Origin of the sequence: Rhodoferax sp. UBA5149 (assembly GCF_002413825.1) — a bacterium.
Taxonomy (GTDB): Bacteria; Pseudomonadota; Gammaproteobacteria; order Burkholderiales; family Burkholderiaceae_C; genus Rhodoferax.
Genome location: NZ_DHXT01000097.1, coordinates 59,463 through 77,828, shown reverse-complemented (window position 1 = coordinate 77,828; position 18,366 = coordinate 59,463). Strand labels below are relative to the sequence as shown.

Genomic DNA, 18,366 nt, shown 5'->3' with positions numbered 1-18,366 from the left:
GTGGCGCTGGTGGTCATGGTGATCTTTATATTTCTGCGCAGTGCCGCCGCGACGCTGATACCGAGCGTTGCCGTGCCCCTGTCGCTGATCGGCACCTTCGGCGTCATGTACCTGTCGGGGTTCTCCATCAACAACCTCACGCTGATGGCCCTGACCATTTCCACCGGCTTTGTGGTGGACGATGCGATTGTGATGATCGAGAATATTTCGCGCTACGTGGAGCAGGGCGACTCCCCGCTGGAGGCGGCCCTGAAAGGCGCCAAACAGATTGGCTTCACCATTATTTCCCTGACCATTTCCCTGATCGCGGTCCTGATTCCGCTGCTGTTCATGGGGGATGTGGTGGGGCGGCTGTTTCATGAGTTCGCCATCACGCTGGCGGTGTCCATCCTGATCTCGGCGCTGGTCTCTCTAACCCTGACACCGATGATGTGCGCGCGCCTGCTCAAGCACACACCCGAAAGCAGCCATGGCAAGCTGTACCAGGCCACCGGGCGGTTTTTTGACACCATCATCCGCCGCTACGGCGAAGCCCTGGACTGGGTGCTGGATCGGCAAATAGCGACGCTGATCGTGTTCGGCGTCACGCTGGCGCTGACGACCGCACTTTATTTTGTCGTGGCCAAGGGGTTTTTCCCGGTGCAGGACACCGGCGTGATTCAGGGCATTACCGAAGCCTCTCAGGCCACCTCCTTCAACGCCATGGCCGAGCGGCAGCAGGCGCTGGCGGAGCAGATTCTGAAAGACCCGGCGGTGCAAAGCCTGTCGTCCTTCATCGGGGTGGATGGCGCCAACACGACCTTGAATTCCGGCCGGATGCTGATCAATCTGAAACCCAAGGATGCGCGCGATGCGGCATCCAAAGAGATCGGCAATGTCATCCGCCGCGTGGCCGAGTCCACCCGCTCGGTGCCGGGCATTGCACTTTATATGCAACCGGTGCAAGACCTCACCATCGAAGACCGCATCTCCAAAACACAGTACCAGTTCTTGTTGTCTTCGCCCAATATTGAGGAACTCAATAGCTGGACCGTGCGCCTGATAGAGCGTTTGAACCGCTCGCCGCAATTGGCCGACGTGGCCAGCGATTTGCAGGATCAGGGTTTGCAGGCCTATGTGGAAATCGACAGAGCAGCGGCCGGGCGGCTCGGCGTCACCGTCGCCGCTATTGACAACGCTTTGTACAACGCCTTTGGCCAGCGATTGATCTCCACCATCTTCACGCAGTCCAACCAATACCGCGTGGTGCTTGAGTTGGCCCCCGCCTTCAAGGTTGGCCTGCAGGCGCTGACCAATCTGTATGTGCCGTCGAGCACCGGCGCCCAAGTTCCGCTGTCTTCGGTGGCCCGCGTGGTGGAGAAGCCAGCCGCCCTGTCGGTGAACCATGTCGGGCAGTTTCCGTCCATCACCATTTCCTTCAATGCGGCGCCCGGCGTGTCCTTGGGCGAAGCGGTGCAAGCCATCAAGACCGAACAAGCGGCGCTACAGCTGCCGCCCAGTATCGAGACCAGTTTTCAGGGTGCGGCGCTGGCTTTTCAGGCCTCGCTGCGCAACACCCTGCTGCTGATTCTGGCCGCCATCGTGACCATGTACATCGTGTTGGGCGTGCTGTACGAGAGCTACATTCACCCGGTCACCATTCTCTCCACACTGCCTTCCGCCGGACTGGGCGCCTTGCTGGCCTTGCTGGCGGCCCGACTGGATCTGGGCATCATTGCCGTGATCGGGATCGTGCTGCTGATCGGCATCGTCAAGAAGAACGCCATCATGATGATTGACTTCGCGCTGGATGCCGAGCGCGAGCAGGGTTTGAGCCCGCGCCAGGCCATCCACCAGGCGTGCCTGCTGCGTTTTCGCCCCATTCTGATGACCACCTTGTCGGCCTTGCTCGGCGCGCTGCCCTTGATGCTGGGTGGCGGCGTCGGCAGTGAGTTGCGCCATCCGCTGGGCGTGACCATGGTCGGCGGCTTGATCGTGAGCCAGCTGCTCACGCTGTTCACGACACCCGTGATCTATTTGGGCTTTGCGCAACTGGCCTTGCGCTGGCGCGAACGCGGCGCCAAGCGGCCTGCCGATAGGCTGGCATGAATTTCTCGCAACCCTTTATCAACCGTCCGATTGCGACCACGCTGGTCACGCTCGGTGTGGCGATTGCGGGTGTCATCAGCTTTTTCCTGCTGCCGGTAGCACCCTTGCCGCAAGTGGATTTCCCCACCATTTCGGTGTCGGCTTCGCTGCCGGGCGCCAGCCCCGACACCATGGCCGCCACCGTGGCCACCCCGCTGGAGCGCGCTCTGGGCGCCATCGCGGGGGTCAATGAAATCACCTCCTCGTCCTCCCTCGGCAACACCCGGGTGGTGCTCCAGTTTGATCTGAACCGCGACATCAATGGCGCCGCGCGCGACGTGCAAGCCGCCATCAACGCCGCACGCACCTTGCTGCCCTCGGGGCTGCCGAGCAACCCGACCTACCGCAAAGTCAACCCGGCCGACGCACCGGTCATGATTCTGGCCTTGACCTCTGATACTTTGAGCCGGGGCCAGATGTTTGACGCCGCCTCGACCGTGCTGGCCCAGAGCCTGGCACAGGTGGAGGGCATCGGCCAGGTGATCGTTGGCGGCGGCGCCCTGCCTGCCGTGCGGATCGAGCTCGATCCTAATCGCTTGTCGGCCAACGGTATTGCGCTGGACGCGGTGCGCCTGGCCATCACGTCCACCAATGCCAATCGTCCCAAGGGCTCGGTGGCGGAAGGCAGCCGCTATTGGCAAATCGGCGCCAATGACCAGGCCCGCACCGCCGCCGACTATGCGCCGGTCATCATCCGCTATAAAAATGGTAGAGCGGTACGGTTGCAGGACGTGGCCCAGGTCGTGGATTCGGTGCAAGACGTGCGCAACTATGGCGTCGCCAACGGCAAACCCTCGGTCCTGCTGATTCTGTTCAAGCAGCCCGGCGCCAACATCATCGCGGCCGTAGACCGGGTCCGCGCGCTGCTGCCGCACTTGCGCGCCTCGATTCCCGCCGCCATCGATCTGGACGTGGTGGTGGACAGAACCCCCACCATTCGCGCCTCGCTGTTTGAGGTGGAACGCGCACTGGCCATTTCGATCGGACTGGTCATTCTGGTGGTGTTTCTTTTTCTGCGCAATGCCCGCGCCGCGCTGATACCGAGCGTGGCCGTGCCGGTGTCGCTGGCCGGGACCTTGGGGGTCATGTACCTGGCCGGTTATAGCCTGGACAATCTGTCGCTGATGGCTTTGACCGTGGCAACCGGCTTTGTCGTCGACGATGCGATCGTGGTGCTGGAAAACATCACCCGGCACATGGAGCGTGGCACATCGGCGCGGCAGGCGGCCCTGAGCGGGGCGCGTGAAGTCGGCTTTACCGTGGTGTCGATCAGCTTGTCGCTGATTGCCGTCTTCATTCCCATCCTCTTGATGGGCGGCGTCGTGGGGCGACTGTTCCGTGAGTTTGCCGTCGTCTTGTCGGCTGCCATTTTGGTGTCGATGGTGGTCTCGCTGACTACGACGCCGATGATGTGCGCCGCCCTGCTCAAACCGAAACCGGTGCAGGCCTCCACCCGATGGTCGCGCTGGTCCACCCGGCTGCAGCACTGGGTGTTGCGCAGCTACCGCCGCTCGCTGGGCCTGGCGCTGCGGCACCAGGCAATCACTTTGCTGGTCTTCGTGGCGGTAGGCACGCTCAACATCTACCTGTACCGAACGATTCCCAAAGGCTTTTTTCCGCAGCAAGATACCGGGCGCATTGTCGGCAACATTCGGGCCGATCAAAGCACCTCCTTTCAGGCGATGCGGCAGCGGCTCGATCGTTTCCTCGCCATTGTTCGGGCCGATCCGGCGGTGGAGAACGTGACCGGCTTTACCGGCGGCAGCCAGCGCAATACCGCCAATATGTTTGTGGCGCTCAAGCCCCTGTCGCAACGCAATGTGTCAGCGGATCAGGTGGTGGCACGGCTGCGCATCAAGCTGGCGCGTGAGCCCGGCGCCAACCTGTTCCTGGTGCCGGTGCAGGACATCCGGATTGGCGGCCGACAGGCCAACGCGCAGTACCAGTTCACCTTGCAGTCCGATGATCTGGAGACTTTGCGCCTGTGGGAGCCGCGCATACGGCGTGCCCTGACCCAACTGCCCGAACTGGAAGATGTCAATACCGACCAGCAAGACCAGGGGCTTCAGACTTCGTTGGTGATTGACCGCGATGCCATCACGCGCCTGGGCCTGTCCATGAGCGCCGTCGACGCCACGCTCAACGACGCGTTCGGACAGCGCCAGGTCGGCGTCATCTACAACCCGCTGAACCAGTACCGGGTGGTGATGGAGCTGGCACCCGAATACCTGGAAAACCCGGAGTCCCTGCGCCAGTTGATGTTCACGTCGAGTTCGGGCGCACAGATACCCTTGTCTGCGTTCGCCAAAATGGAGATGACCAATACGCCCCTGTCGATCAACCATCAGGGCGGGGCGCCGGCCTCGACCCTCAGTTTCAATTTGCCGCTGGGGGCCTCCTTGTCGGAGGCGACCGTTGCGGTCCAGAACGCGATGGCGGAACTCGGCGTACCGGTATCGGTGCGCGGCACTTTCGCGGGCACGGCCCAGGCGTTCAATGCGTCCTTGAGCAGCCAGCCCCTGCTCATTCTCGCGGCCCTGGTGACGATCTATCTGGTGCTGGGCATCTTGTACGAAAGCCTGATTCATCCCCTCACGATTTTGTCCACGCTGCCCTCGGCGGGCGTGGGCGCCCTGTTGGCGCTGATGATGTTCAAGACCGAGTTTTCCATCATCGCGCTGATCGGCGTTATTTTGCTCATCGGCATTGTCAAGAAGAACGCTATCATGATGATTGACTTTGCCATCGAGCGCCAGCGCCACGGCAACTTGACGGCACCGCAAGCGATCTTTCGCGCCTGCCGCTTGCGCATACGCCCGATCCTGATGACAACGGTATCGGCCATCTTCGGCGCGATTCCCCTGGCATTGGGCACTGGTGATGGTGCGGAACTGCGCCAACCTTTGGGGATTGCGGTGGTGGGCGGATTGATTTTCAGCCAATTGCTGACGCTCTACACCACGCCGGTGATCTATGTGCTGATGGACCGTTTGCGGGCTTGGGGCGCGCGGCGTTTCGGTTCAGTCCCCAAGCAAACCGGCCCCAGTTATTCAATGGCAACGGCGGGCGACATTCCATGAACACCAAAATTTATAAACTGGCGACCACCCATGCGACGCCCCTGGTTCTGAGCTTCCTGCTGCTGGGCTTGTCGGGCTGCGCCAACATGGCGCCCTATGAGAAACCCCTGATGGAAGTCCCGTCGGCCTTCAAGGAGACCAAGCAGTGGGCTGCCGCCCGCGTTCAGGCCGATCAAGTCCCGGACGACTGGTGGCGGCTGTTCAAGGATCCGACGCTGGACCAACTGCAGGCGGACCTGGTGCTGGGCAACCAAAACCTCAAGAACAGCGTCGCGCAGTACCAGGCGGCTCGGGCGGCCCTGGGCGCCAGCCGGGCGTCGCTCTTTCCCACGCTAGGCGCCACGGCGGGCGCCACGCGCGGCACCAATGCGGTCAACGGGGCCAACGTAACGGACAGCTATTCCTTGGGCGCCAACGCGAGTTGGGAGCTTGATCTGTGGGGCCGCTTGTCCTCTGGCGTCGAGGTCTCGCAGGCCAAACTCCAGGCCAGCCAGGACGACCTGGCCGCCGCCCGCTTGTCGCTGCAAGCGACCCTGGTGCAGACCTATTTTTCATTGCGCACCGCGGAGGCGCAAGCCGCCTCGCTTGACAGTGCGGTGGCCGCTTACCAGCGCTCGCTAGAGTTGACCCAGAACCGCTACGGCGCCGGGGTGGCGTCGGCGGCCGACGTGGCGCAGGCGCAAACGCAACTCAAGACCACGCAGGCGCAATGGATTGAAACCCGCGGTTCAAGATCCCAGCTGGAGCATGCGCTGGCGGTGCTGCTGGGCAAGCCGCCGGCCGGCTTCAGCCTGCCGGTGACAGCGCTCTTGCCAACGCCGCCCGACGTACCCCTGCAACTGCCGGCCACGCTTATGGAAAGGCGGCCTGACATCGCCGCTTCCGAGCGACGCGTGGCGGCCGCCTATGCCCAGATCGGCGTCGCCCACGCCGCCTATTTCCCCGCCTTGACCTTGTCGGGCAGTGCCGGCTACCGCGGGGCGAGTTTGGCCGACTTGATCAGTGCGCCCAACCTCTTTTGGTCGCTTGGCCCGGCGCTGGCGCTTTCCCTGTTTGATGGCGGCGCTCGCCAGGCGGCGGAAGACTCCGCAACCGCCGCTACCGCGCAAGCGGTGGCCGTCTATCGCCAGACGGTGCTGACGGCGCTGCAGGAGGTGGAAGACAATCTGGTAATTGCGTCCAGCCTGGACGAGTCGAATGCGGTCCAGGTCGAGGCCCTGTCGGCGGCCCAAAAAGCACTGGAGGTGGTCAGCAACCAGTACAAGGCCGGCACCGTGAGTTATCTCAATGTCGTGACGGCGCAGGCGGCCGCCTTGTCGGTGGAGCGCAGTCTGCTCGATGTGCGAAATCGCAGGCTGCTGGCGTTGGCACAACTGCTCAAAAACATAGGCGGTCGGTGGAACACGATTCAGAATTAGCGCAACGCCGGTGCCGACATGACCCTGATCGGCTTCCCAGGCGTGGCTTTCTTCCTTGTGCCGACCCGGCAGGATGGCGGTCATGACGCCGCTCAAAGTCAAGCCAGCGCGTGAAGGCACACGCGCCAAGATGACGGGCCGGCGACACCGAGCGCGAGCAAGTCAAAAGGTGCCCGCCTGTAGCGCCGGGGGCGTTGACTCTGAAGTCGCTGAAAGTTAGCGCGACGCCGGGACAGGTCCTGCCACCAGGGTCGTCAAAGGCAACCGGTCAATTTCTGCCAGCAAGCGGGCCAGGCTTCGCCCCGCGGCGTCCACCACCGCCCGCCCCTTGTCGACCGTAGCGGCAGCCGCGTTGCCAACCGCACCGGCCGGGTTGTAATCCTGCGTTTGCCAGCCGAGCTTGGCACTTTTGCCGTTGCCCAGAATGGCAAAGCGCTGCGCCCGTTCTTGCGCGCTGGAGCTGAAGTCTCGGGCCTGCGCCATGTCCACGTGCGCCGGGTCCAGCGCCAGCATCATCGAGGTCTCAATATCGCCGGCGTGAATGCCAAAACGGTGTTCGTCGGCGCTGAACAAGGCATTGACGTCTTGCCCGCTTTCGTCGTGTAGCGGCAGGTTGAACCAGCTGACGCTGTACACCAGCAGGTCAAGGCGCGCGCGCAGATCGCGCGCCACCAGGTCCATTACGCTGACCTGACCGCCGTGCGAATTGAACAGCAGCAGTTTCCGGATGCCCGCCGCTGCGACGGATTCGCCAATGTCGGTCCACAGCCGCAGGATCGTCTCGGCCTTGAGCGTGAGCGTGCCGGGAAAGCGCGCATGCTCGGGGCTCAGGCCCACCGCCTGTGTCGGCAGAAAAAGAACATTCAAGTCCGGCGCCAGCTGCGACAGCGCCGCGGCGATGACACCGTCCACCAGCACCGTGTCCACGCTCAGGGGCAGATGCGGGCCATGCTGCTCGGTGGCGGCGACCGGCAGCACGGCGATGGTCTGTGCCGCCTGGCCGGTGGCGATCAGGCGGGCAAAGTCCTGCGTGGAGAGGTCGGCCCAGAATCTGGATGGAGTGGTCATGGTTTGATCTTGTGAGCCTGCTCTGGCTATTTGGGGCCTGCTGACGGCTTACGCTTTTTTCAAAAAACAGGCTTTCAACATGAAGCTGCCCGCCTCCATCTTGCAATCCACCTCATGGTCGCCCGAGGTCAATTTGATGCTTTTGACCTTGGTGCCTTTTTTGAGGACGGTGGACGCGCCTTTGACTTTCAAATCCTTGATCAGGATGACCGAGTCGCCATCGGCCAGCGGATTGCCGTTGGCATCCTTGATGACGGCGCCGCCGTCTTCGCTGTCATCGGTCGGCGCCTGGGCGAGCCACTCGTGGGCGCAGTCGGGGCAGACGTAGTGGTCGCCGTCCTGGTAGGTGTTTTCAAGAGTGCACTGGGGGCAAGGAGGTAGATTTTGCATAGCGTGTATTTTGAATCATGTCTGCTGCGGCTGAGTCGGCGGGACCGGCAGGTGCCGCTCCTGGCGCTGCGCCAGCGTTTTGGCCGTATGACTGATAGGCGCCGTTTGTTTGGGCAACAGGCCTTTGAGGGCGCGTGGACTGGCCCGCGCGCCGCTGGCCAGGAAATCAGCCAGCAGCGTTTGCCGCACCGTCTGGGCGGGCAAGCCACAGCGGACGCTGAGGTAGTCAAACAGCGCATCCACCAGCGCCTCGGGCGACAGGCCGCTGGTTGTGCCCGTCGTTTGCCACAGCCAGTCGGCCAAACCGAGAAACGCATCAAACGGTGAAGGCGCGACGCCCAGCAGCAGCGGCAGGGTTTGCTTGAAGCGCCCCGAGTTGGCGACCAGGTCCCAATAGCGCGAGAAGCGGGTAAAGCGCTGCATCGTGGCCGCGTCCACCGCGCCGGTTTGCCGCACGGTGTAAGGCGGATCGGGGTCGTACACCATGCCGTAGGCGACCGTGTGGCGGGCAATCGGCGTGCCGCGCAGCCGCTTCAAAACGCCGAGCTGGATTTCGTGCGGCCCCAAGGCGTGCAGGCGGTCAAAGCCGGCGGAAAAACTCGCCAGCGTCTCGCCCGGCAGGCCAAAGATGAGGTCGGTGTGCAAATGGGCATTCGACGCGTTGACCAGCCAGCGCAAATTGGCCTCGGTCCGCTCGTTGTCCTGCTTGCGCGAAATGCGCTGCTGCACTTCGACGTTGAAGCTCTGGACGCCGACCTCCAACTGCAACACACCGGGCGGAAACTGCGCGATCATGGCTTTCAGGCGATCGGGCAGCTGATCGGGGATGACTTCAAAATGCACGAACAAATCGTCTGACAAGCGGTCCAGAAAAAACTGCAGGATGCGCACCGAGGCGTCGATTTTCAAGTTAAAGGTGCGGTCCACAAACTTGAAGTTGCGCGCGCCGCGCTGGTGCAACACCTGCATCTCGGCGAGGAAAACCTCCAGATCAAAGGCCCAGGCGGTCTTGTCGAGCGAGCTCAAACAAAACTCGCACTTGAAGGGGCAGCCGCGCGACGCTTCGACGTAGAGCAGACGGTGCGCCAGATCGGCGTCGGTGTACTCGGCGTAGGGCAAGGCCATCTGGTCCAGCGGCGGCTGTTCACCGGCGATGACCTTCATCAGCGGCTGCGGCCCGTGCAACAGGGCGCGGCAGAGCTTGGGGAAACTCACATCGCCCCAGCCGGTGATGACGAAGTCGGCCAGCCGGACGATCTCCTGTTCCTCGACTTCATGGCTGACTTCGGGGCCGCCCAGCACCACCTTGATGTCTGGGCGCGCGGCCTTGAGCAGGCGCAGCACGGCAGTGGTTTGCAGCACGTTCCAGATGTACACGCCAAAGCCGACGACCTGCACCGCACCCGGCTTGGGCTCACCCAGCACGGCCAGCAGCTCGTCCATGATCTCCTGCGGCTTGCGCGCAATCGTGAACTCGCGCAGCACGCAGCGCTGGCGCAAATCCGCTCCGCCATGGCGCGCCATATTGGCCAGCAGGTAGCGCAAACCGAGCGATGCGTGGATGTATTTGGCGTTCAGCGTGGCCAAAATAATGGTGGACGAATCGACAGCGTGGGGCAAGACCATGCAGGTATTATCAAACACGGCGTCTTTTACTATTATTTTGATAGCTACAGATCCATATACGACGGGGGCTAGAGGTATATTTTCCGATGAACCGCCAGGTGGCGCGGGGTCCACGCATGGGGTTTGCGATAGACAAAATGGTGCCGTGCCACGTGGTAGCTGGGATCGAATCCGTAAAAGTTGCGGTGCATGCGTTGCAGTTCCTCGGCGCGGTAATCGGCCAGCGGTTTGTGGGCCTCGTCCTGTTCCCGTTGCGCCTGCTTTTGCGCCAGGCGCTGCGGCAGGTTATGCGTCGCGGCCAGCGCCAGGGCACGCTCTAGCACCTGTTCGCCAAAGTCCTGCGCACCGTCGCCGAATGCGGCATCCAGCAAGCCGCGCGCCACCGCGTCAACGGCGGTCAGTGGCAGGCGCTCCTGCATCAGGGCGCGGCTGGCGGCCTCGCCGATGCGCCGGGGCCGGGAATAGGTCCAGTACTCCGAGCCATAGAGATTGCCCATGTTCTTGTAGTGCGGATTGAGCACCACGCCCGCGTGCGCCCACACCACGTCGGCGGCCAGCGCCAGGAAGCAGCCACCGGCGCCGGCGTTGCCATGCAGGGCCGCCACGGTGATGCGGTCCGTGAGTGTGAGGACTTCCAGCGCCACGTCGTCCATGGCGTTGATGTTGCGCCATGAGGCATCGGCGGCACTGTCTCCGGCCACACGCTGGGCGGCTTCGATGTCATGCAGGTGTATGCCGTTGGAGAAAAACTCCTGCCCGCCCGCCAGCACCAGCACCTGCGTGGACCGCATGCGCACCCAGCGCAAGGCATCGCGCAGCCGCAGGCATTGGCGCTCGGACATGGCGCCGTTGTGGAATTCAAAGTCCAGCCAGCCTACGCATGCGCCAGCAGGGCCGAATTCGCGGTAGCGCAGTTCGTCCCACTCGTGGTCCTCGCGCATCAGTGGGACCGGCAGTTCGGGCAGGGCGGCGGCCTGCGTGGCAAACACGCGGGTGGCGGCCAGTTTGAGCACGCCGGCGCCTGGGGACTGCGTGGGTGTGGGCTGGGTTGGCGTGGAGTCTTCCTCTTGGCGCACGTGGCCGACCCAGATGGCGCCGTCCACGGTGCGGCGCAGCAGCGCGGGTCCACGCCGGACCAGCACTGTGCCGGGCTCGTGGCCTGAGAACGCGGCGACGACTTGTGCGCTGGCGGGGTGGGCGTCGAACAGGCGGCAGGGGTGGTTGAACAGGGTATCCAGTACGCCGGGGGAGCCGTCGGCGGCGGCGATTTTGCTTAGCACGGTGTCCGTGCCGTCGCGCGTCCAGTCGATGCGTCTATCGTGTTGGCGCATTTGGGGGTTCCAGGTGCCTGGCTTGAGTGTGGTCGTGTCGGTGTGCCCCGGTTTATTGGGGTCAGAGTCCAAAATGATTTGCCCTTTGGGCAACCCTTCGGGCCGCTTCGCGGTCATATTGGAATCCGACCCCAAAAAACCTGCTGTTGGTTGCAAGCTGCCGGGTGTGAACCTCTGCAAGGCGCGCAGCACGGCCACCACGGAGGACTGGGTCACTTCGCGGCGGTACAGGCTGGACTTGGTGGCATCGGGGCGCACGGCACACGGTTCCCAGGCCCAGACTTCGCCGGCGTCCATGTCTTCCACCGCCTGCAACACCGTCACGCCCCATTGCGCATCGCCCCGGGTGATGGCCCAATCCAGCGCACTGGGGCCACGGTCACCGGGGATGCCGGGGTGCACCACCAGGCACACGGTGTGCGCCCAGACCGTTTCGGGAATGCGGCGTTTCAGAAAAGGCGCCAGCACGACGTCGGGCTTGAACATCTCCACCGCTTCCTCGGTGACGGCGTCGGCAATGTCCAGTTCCACCGACACGGTGTGGCCCAGCGCTTGCAGCACGCCAAACAGGCGTTGGCTCAGGCTGTTAAAGCTGTGGGTGAGGAGAAGGATGCGCATGGGGCAAGACTTAGCAAATGCGCGGCAACTGCTCGCCGCTGAGCCAATCCACCACCCGCCGCCCGCCAAAGCGCGTATTCATCTGCACAAAGTGATGGGCGTCCTGCGTGACGGTGCCAATGCGTTGCGCACCGCTCCCCAACGGATGGGCACGCATGGCGGCCAGCAGGGTGTCGGCCACCTCGGGCGCGCAGATGGCGATGAGCTTGCCTTCGTTGGCCACGTAGAGCGGGTCCAGGCCCAGCAGCTCGCAGGCGGCCTCCACTTGCGGCAGCACGGGAATCAAAGCTTCCTCGATCACCATGCCGACTTGCGATTGCGTGGCGATCTCGTTGAGCGTGGTGGCCAGCCCGCCGCGCGTGGGGTCGCGCAGCACGTGCAGGGCAGTGGGGTCGGGCAAGGCCTGCAGCATGGCTTGCACTAGGGTGTGCAGGGCGGCGGTATCGGACACTATCGCGGTCTCAAACTCCAGCGACTCGCGCAGCGACATCACCGCCACGCCGTGCTCACCCACCGTGCCCGAGACCAGAATCACATCCCCGGCCCGTGCTTGGCGCCCGTCTATGCACAGGCCTTCCGGCGCCACGCCCACGCCGGTGGTGCTGATGAACACGCCGTCGCCCTTGCCCTTCTCCACCACCTTGGTGTCGCCGGTCACGATGGGCACACCCGCGTCGCGCGCCGCCGCCGCCATGGACTCCACAATGCGCTTCAGATCGGCCAGCGCAAAGCCTTCTTCCAGAATGAAACTGGCGGCCAGATACAGCGGCCTGGCCCCCGACATGGCCACATCGTTGACCGTGCCATGCACCGACAGGCAGCCAATGTCCCCGCCGGGGAAGAACAGCGGCGAAATGACATGGCCATCGGTGGCCATCACCAGCCGACCACCGGTGGGGAATGGCAGCAAGGCCCCATCGTGGCCCTGGCGCAAATACTCGTTGTCAAAGGCGCGGGCAAACAGCTCATCCACTAGCTGCGCCGCGGCCCGCCCGCCGGCGCCGTGCGTCATGTCGATGTGCCCGTGCTTGAAGTCGATGGGGCGCAAGTAGTTTTTCTTGCGAGTCGTCATGGTCATGCTGCCACCACCGCGATGTCGCGGAAGCGGCCATACGAATAGTGCGCCGCACAAGCCCCTTCATTCGACACCATGCAAGACCCCATCGGGCTCTCCGGCGTGCACACCGTGCCAAACAGCTTGCAGTCTTGCGGGTGCTTGACCCCGCGCAGGATGGCGCCGCATTCGCATTGCTTGTGGTCGGGCACGCGGGTGTAGTGCAGGTCAAACTTGCGCTCGGCGTCCCATGCGGCAAATGCCGGGCGAATCTTCAGCGCGCTATAGGGCACCTCGCCCAGGCCGCGCCACTCAAAGCTCTCGCGCAACTCAAACACCTGCGACACCAGGTTTTGCGCCGCCAGATTGCCGTCGCGCGTGACTACCCGCGAGAATTCGTTTTCGACCACCGCCCGCCCGGCATTGACCTGGCGCACCAGCATCAAGATGCCCTGCATCACATCCAGCGGCTCAAACCCGGTGATCACCACCGGCTTGTGATAGGTGTGGGCAAAGGCCTCATAGGGTTTGGAGCCGATGATGATGCTCACATGGGCCGGCCCAATGAAGCCATCTATCGGCACCGTGCCCAACTGGCGCGCCTCGGCCGCTTCCAGAATGTGAGTGATGGCTGCCGGGGTCAGCACATGGCAGCACAGCACGCTGAAATTCTTGACCGCGCGCGCTGCCGCATCGCGAATGACCAGGGCCGTGGGCGGCGTGGTGGTCTCGAAGCCGATGGCAAAAAACACCACCTCGCGATCCGGGTTTTGCTCGGCCAGCTTGAGCGCGTCGGCGGCTGAGTAGACCATGCGGATATCGGCACCGCGCGCCTTGGCCTTGATCAGCGAGAGGCCGTCCGAGGCCGGCACGCGCATGGTGTCGCCATAGGTGCACAGCATCACGCCCTGCTCCAGGGCGAGGCGGATCGCCAGATCCACGCGGCCAATCGGCAGCACGCACACCGGGCAACCCGGCCCATGGATCATGCGCACATTGGCGGGCAGCATGTCGGCAATGCCGTAGCGCGAAATGGCGTGCGTGTGCCCGCCGCAAAACTCCATGAAGTTGTAGGCCACATCGGGGCGCACTTCGGCGGCAATGTTGGCGGCGATGTGGCGGGCACCATCCCCATCGCGGAACTCGTCGATGTATTTCATGGCTGGGCTTGCGACTGCGCCAGTTCGGCAAACAGCGCCAGCGTGCGCTGCGCCTCCTCAGGATCGATCTTGCCGATGGCATAGCCCGCATGGATGATCACGTAGTCGCCCACCTGCGCGTCGTCCACCAGATCAATGGACACCTCCTTGCGCACCCCGGCCAGATCGACCACGGCACGCAGAGCGGGCAAGAGTTCCACCACACGGGCGGGAATGGCTAGACACATGATGGGCTCCTTGGGGTGCTATTGAAATGGTAGCTGCTTGCGTTTATTTCACGGGGGCTAGCGGGTGTTTTGTTGTTGATGTTCCAGTGGTGCAGGGTTTGGGGGGTGGATTCCAATATGGCTGCGAAGCACCCGAAGGGATGGACGAAGTCCGGGGCCTTTTGGACTCTGACCCCAAAAACCCGGGGAGGTTGCAATATGACGAAACGACGGTTGGACAACACTTAGCCTGGAGTTAAGCATCATTGCCGTGATCCTTTCCATTGGCTGCAGCTTGCATAGGAACAGGAGGAAATGCAGAAGACGGCTTCGTGCTCAATTCCAAGAGCCGCGTGAAAATCTTCTCCTCTGCCTTCAGAGGTTCCTGCATACCCTGTTGCTCAAAGAACGCGGCAAGATAACCGCACCCAGCATGAAGCACGCCAATGAATATCTCCTCAAGATGGCGGGCCGTTGCAGCGAGAAACGCTTCGGTAGTTCTTTCGCCCTTCTGATGCGCAGAGTAGAAGTAGCTCGCTCCAAAGGGGGAACCATGAATAATCTCGGACGAAAGAGAGTAAACCAGGCCGTACGCAGCAAGCAGGCGTGATCCAGCTCTATGCCCGGCGAGTTCGCCAACTCGTCGAATACGGCTAGGAACGTCAAGACTCGTCCAGGAACCCTTGCCCTTACCACTGAACTCTGGATATTCCAGCGCGAGCGTGGCTGAAGGGTTTGGGTCTGAGCGAACCTCGATGGAAAACTCGCCGCTTCCAAACTTCCTGTTTTGATGACGCCACGAGGCGAAGTCAATGTACCGGATTGCCCGTGCTGCCACGTCATCAGACTCAGCCAACAGGTAACTCGCATTGACGAAAGATTCGATTGCCGAGCGTGCGACTGGGTATGCGTCTCGAACGGGTATACCTCGAAGCTTCGCCATACGAAGCAACGTTTCAAGCGATTGACCGGCTGCCATTGCAAGAAACGTACTTGTACGTCTCTGACCATCGGCAAGGGTGCACCTTAGCTTTTCTCCTTCGAAGGTTGCAAGACCCTCAGATGCGACGAAGAGTGCTAGACGAAGAAACTCCTGCTGAAGCATTGCCAAGCCGCGCAGTGCATCTAGCAGTGGTAGTTCTTCGCTATCTGTGGGGATGCAAGGGTCGATAGTCATGATTGAGACGCCGAACGTTGGCGTTCCGCTTTAGGCAGCCGAACGCCTATCTTGGAATTCCCAAGCTAGACGACTTGACAAGCTGGCTGATGAATGACTTCGTTGACCGTGTTCGCAGTCAATGGAGGTCAGGTGGGGTTTCTCAATCGTCATATTGATGCTATTTATGGCCGAGGGTTGGATTGCATCGACATGTGGAGAGTGCATGAATACGACAGGGCATGGCGCTTGATTTGAATCGACTAGAAAGTTTGGCTAGGTGCCAGCTCACGCCTTGCATGGGCGAGGTAGGCAAGGGGCCTAGCTTCTTGCGCTATTCGGGGCGCATGTATGCTGGAGATTGCTTGGTACGCAGCACCAGCAAGCGATGTTGCTGCACCCGCGTAAGCGACGACGTTGCTCGGGTCCGTCGCATGGAGCGCGAGGCCTGAGCCGAACAGCGGAGTCAATGACACCAATGCAATCTTTGCGAAAGATGGCCGCATCGCGGCCACTATTTCGGCTATCTGATCGTTGCACTCGTTGATGAAGTCCTGTGTCGCGACAACTCGATCCTCAGGTTCTGGCAAGAGCGCAATGAGCGAGCAACGAGCCTCAATTCTTGTGCGTAGCTGCGGCAGCAAATGTCCATGCCGCTCCTTAAAACTGAGCAGTTTCCCAACATTCACTGGGCCGTTAGGGACAGGGAGGATGGACTTTAGAACGACCTGCCGTGCCTTGAAAGCGTGCAGTGTGGTGTTGCGCATCGGCTGCGGTCGCCTACAACCGAGAACAGTCGCAAACAGAGCTCTATCTGTGATCGGCGTGGCGTTGACACCGGGTAGCGCACCCAGTACCGATGCCAGATATGCCATGAATTGATTCGCCAATGGGGTATCGACCTCATACCAAGCCCAGTCAAGCTGTTTTGCCAAACCTGATTCAACTAGAAAGTCCGGTATCCGTCCCATCTTTTCTGCGTGTATGCGTGATACCGGCAGAACTACTTCGCGACGAGTTGCGCACCGCCGGGAGGGAAGAACTGTTCGCTCCACAAAATCGATGAAGCACTCGTCGAATCTATGAGCTTGATAGATGTGCATCCCCGGGATGATTGGCTCTACAAGCCCCTCAGAGAGCAGTTCTCTGGTCATGTTATCCATCTGTTCGGGATGATGGAGGTGGTCCATGGGGATGATCGAAGCCAGTTTGTCCCAGTACAAAATAGCCTGCGTCGTCCAAGAGGTGCTTGGTACGTCGATGTAAGGAAAGTACAGCGCATTGCTAGGCATTTTTTGCAGCTCGAATAGAAACTAGCTCTTCAATTGTGAACGGCGGATCTGAACGATGAAGCATTGCGTGGCAGTTCGGGCACACAGGACGAAGATCGCGCACGGGGTCAATCGCATGCTGTTCCTTGGTTTTGGAAATCGGCGCAAGGTGGTGAACATGGATGAAATTCTTCCCAATCTCACCGTATTGTTTTGCGAAGTTGAAGCGGCAAACCACGCAGCTATATCCATGGTGAAGCAAACATGCGTCCCTTGCTTTTGGATCTCGCTCATAGGCATTCACAACTACTTGCCTAGTCGCACCCTCCACGAACTCGGAGACTTCATCCGGAAATCCTGGCTCGCCAGACAGCACGTTGGGTACAGGGGTTACGTCTGTTGCCAGCAGCCAGTAAGTGCGCTTTTTTAGAGCGGGGACCGCACCAACTTCCACACAGAGACTCAGGTAAGAGGTCTCAATGCGCGCATCCGCAAGCGGTTTTCCCAACAGTGAGGTTAGACGTGGTGTGGTTAGCTTTCCGTCCTTTTTCGGAAACGCCGCGTGACGCTCGGAAGTGCAGTTTGCGTAGCCAGCAAAACGGCTTGGCGCGAACAAGTAGCGCGTCCCTGACTTGCCAACGACGAATTGCGTCCCAAGCCTCAGCCTCTCCGAATAGAACGACCTGCGTACTGCGTCACTACTAATTCGATAACCGTCGAAGATGCCAAGATTCTCGGCAACCTGTGCTGTGGTGCTTACAAGTTCCATCGGATGAGTTCCTTTTCTCTTGCCAATCGACCGAGGTTACCGACATCCGCCACAAGTTGCGGAGCGGCAATCTGACCGTCTGTGTCTGCGTGGGCCGACCTGTTGGTCCGTTCACTCATAGTGGGTCCACATACGCAATACACGGACGGTCCTCTCTTTGGTGAATACCTCGTAAACCAGTCGATGCTGGATGTTGATGCGGCGCGAGTAGGCTCACCATTTCAGCACCTTCGCATTTTTTGCCAACGGCTCCGCCATGCCTGCCTTGATAGATTCGCGCATGCCTGGCACCGCAAGCAAGTACAAAGTTTCTTGAACGGCACTTGTTCCCTTTCCCGAAATCATGATCGGTTCATGGGACGCTGCGGTCTCATCAATGATCCGGTGCAAAATTGGCGCGGGCATCATTTCCATTTGAGATTGAGCTTGCGATGGGATGTTGCGCAATCCCTGAGATACAGATTGATGAGACTTTGGTACGGAATTCCTACATCGGCAGAGATGGACTTGAAGTAGCTAAGGCTCTCTTCATCCAAGCGAATGGTGATCTGCTTCTTGAGCTGTGTAGCGTAGGGGTTCTTCACTGCTTTGGAAAAATCGTATTCGGCGCGCATGGTTTTTACCTCTCGTAAATTTTCGCTTCTTGTCGTGTTGCCTTTCGCGCCGAGATGATGCGGATCACCCGACCCTCTGCGCGATAGCAATGGCAGACCACAAGAAGCTTCAAGCTTGAGCTATAGCCCAATAGAACAAAGCGCTCTTCATCGATGGAGTGATCTGGATCGGGGATCAACTTGGCATGATCATCCAGAAAGACAGACTTGGCTTCGTCAAAGCCAACGCCGTGCTTCTTGAGGTTGGCGTTGGCCTTTGCCTCGTCCCATTCAAAATGAAGTGCTTCCATGGTTCAAATGTAACTACAGTGTAGTTACAGGTCAAGGCTTACGGTCAGGCAAGGCGAGGACACCGCTACTGCCGCATTTTGATGCTGGCTTGTGCTGTTCCCCGTGTTATTGGGGTCAGAGTCCAAATTTGCCCGGCCGTTGGCCGTCCCTTCGGGTGCTGCGCAGCAAAATTGGAATCCGACCCCAA

At 61.1% G+C, this 18,366-nt stretch carries 15 protein-coding genes and 1 pseudogene; 3 read left to right on the top strand and 13 right to left on the bottom strand.

From position 1 onward, the window contains the following. The 3 genes from B3V69_RS08660 to B3V69_RS08650 form a co-directional block, all read left to right on the top strand. On the top strand, positions 1–2,088 hold a 2,088-nt coding region (locus B3V69_RS08660; protein ID WP_296445641.1), incomplete at its 5' end, for an efflux RND transporter permease subunit. Then, on the top strand, positions 2,085–5,207 hold the full coding sequence (locus B3V69_RS08655) for a multidrug efflux RND transporter permease subunit (protein WP_296445638.1): 3,123 nt from the start codon (positions 2,085–2,087) through the stop codon (positions 5,205–5,207). The genes B3V69_RS08660 and B3V69_RS08655, both read left to right, overlap by 4 nt. Further along, on the top strand, positions 5,204–6,625 hold the full coding sequence (locus B3V69_RS08650; protein ID WP_296445637.1) for an efflux transporter outer membrane subunit: 1,422 nt from the start codon (positions 5,204–5,206) through the stop codon (positions 6,623–6,625). Before B3V69_RS08655 ends, B3V69_RS08650 begins: the two co-directional genes overlap by 4 nt. 216 nt (positions 6,626–6,841) lie before the next feature. Here the strand turns inward: B3V69_RS08650 and B3V69_RS08645 are convergent, their stop codons facing one another. From B3V69_RS08645 to B3V69_RS08580, 13 genes and pseudogenes are all read right to left on the bottom strand, one after another. After that, the gene (locus B3V69_RS08645; RefSeq protein WP_296445635.1) at positions 6,842–7,693 is read right to left on the bottom strand and encodes a creatininase family protein; all 852 of its coding nucleotides are present in this window, start codon (positions 7,691–7,693) and stop codon (positions 6,842–6,844) included. A gap of 48 nt (positions 7,694–7,741) precedes the next feature. After that, complete coding sequence (locus tag B3V69_RS08640; protein WP_296445633.1) at positions 7,742–8,083, bottom strand: zinc ribbon domain-containing protein YjdM; 342 nt, start codon at positions 8,081–8,083, stop codon at positions 7,742–7,744. A gap of 15 nt (positions 8,084–8,098) precedes the next feature. Then, a complete protein-coding gene (locus B3V69_RS08635) occupies positions 8,099–9,709 on the bottom strand; it encodes a B12-binding domain-containing radical SAM protein (protein WP_296445707.1) in 1,611 nt (536 codons plus the stop codon). Between the two features lie 68 nt (positions 9,710–9,777). Continuing rightward, complete coding sequence (locus B3V69_RS08630) at positions 9,778–11,658, bottom strand: enoyl-CoA hydratase-related protein (RefSeq protein WP_296445631.1); 1,881 nt, start codon at positions 11,656–11,658, stop codon at positions 9,778–9,780. A gap of 10 nt (positions 11,659–11,668) precedes the next feature. Further along, complete coding sequence (hypE, locus tag B3V69_RS08625; protein WP_296445705.1) at positions 11,669–12,730, bottom strand: hydrogenase expression/formation protein HypE; 1,062 nt, start codon at positions 12,728–12,730, stop codon at positions 11,669–11,671. Between the two features lie 2 nt (positions 12,731–12,732). Continuing rightward, the gene (hypD, locus tag B3V69_RS08620; protein WP_296445630.1) at positions 12,733–13,872 is read right to left on the bottom strand and encodes a hydrogenase formation protein HypD; all 1,140 of its coding nucleotides are present in this window, start codon (positions 13,870–13,872) and stop codon (positions 12,733–12,735) included. Continuing rightward, positions 13,869–14,099, bottom strand: a complete 231-nt coding sequence (locus B3V69_RS08615; protein ID WP_296445627.1) for a HypC/HybG/HupF family hydrogenase formation chaperone — start codon at positions 14,097–14,099, stop codon at positions 13,869–13,871. The genes hypD and B3V69_RS08615 overlap by 4 nt, the downstream gene beginning before the upstream one ends. 235 nt (positions 14,100–14,334) lie before the next feature. Beyond that, a complete protein-coding gene (locus B3V69_RS08610; protein ID WP_296445625.1) occupies positions 14,335–15,255 on the bottom strand; it encodes a DUF5677 domain-containing protein in 921 nt (306 codons plus the stop codon). Positions 15,256–15,497: 242 nt separating this feature from the next. After that, entirely contained in the window at positions 15,498–16,526 is a 1,029-nt protein-coding gene (locus tag B3V69_RS08605; RefSeq protein ID WP_296445623.1) for a DUF6236 family protein, read from the bottom strand. Then, positions 16,519–17,274, bottom strand: coding sequence for an HNH endonuclease (locus B3V69_RS08600; protein WP_296445621.1), 756 nt, complete (start codon positions 17,272–17,274; stop codon positions 16,519–16,521). The genes B3V69_RS08605 and B3V69_RS08600 overlap by 8 nt, the downstream gene beginning before the upstream one ends. A 213-nt stretch (positions 17,275–17,487) precedes the next feature. Next, positions 17,488–17,695 (bottom strand): annotated as a pseudogene (locus B3V69_RS08590) (type II toxin-antitoxin system Phd/YefM family antitoxin). Continuing rightward, positions 17,679–17,888 (bottom strand): BrnA antitoxin family protein, encoded by a 210-nt coding sequence (locus B3V69_RS08585; RefSeq protein ID WP_296445617.1) that lies wholly within the window; start codon positions 17,886–17,888, stop codon positions 17,679–17,681. Before B3V69_RS08585 ends, B3V69_RS08590 begins: the two are co-directional and overlap by 17 nt. A gap of 5 nt (positions 17,889–17,893) precedes the next feature. Beyond that, positions 17,894–18,178 carry a BrnT family toxin gene (locus B3V69_RS08580; RefSeq protein WP_296445615.1) on the bottom strand — a complete coding sequence of 95 codons (285 nt, stop codon included), beginning with the start codon at positions 18,176–18,178 and terminating at the stop codon, positions 17,894–17,896. Positions 18,179–18,366 lie beyond the last annotated feature (188 nt).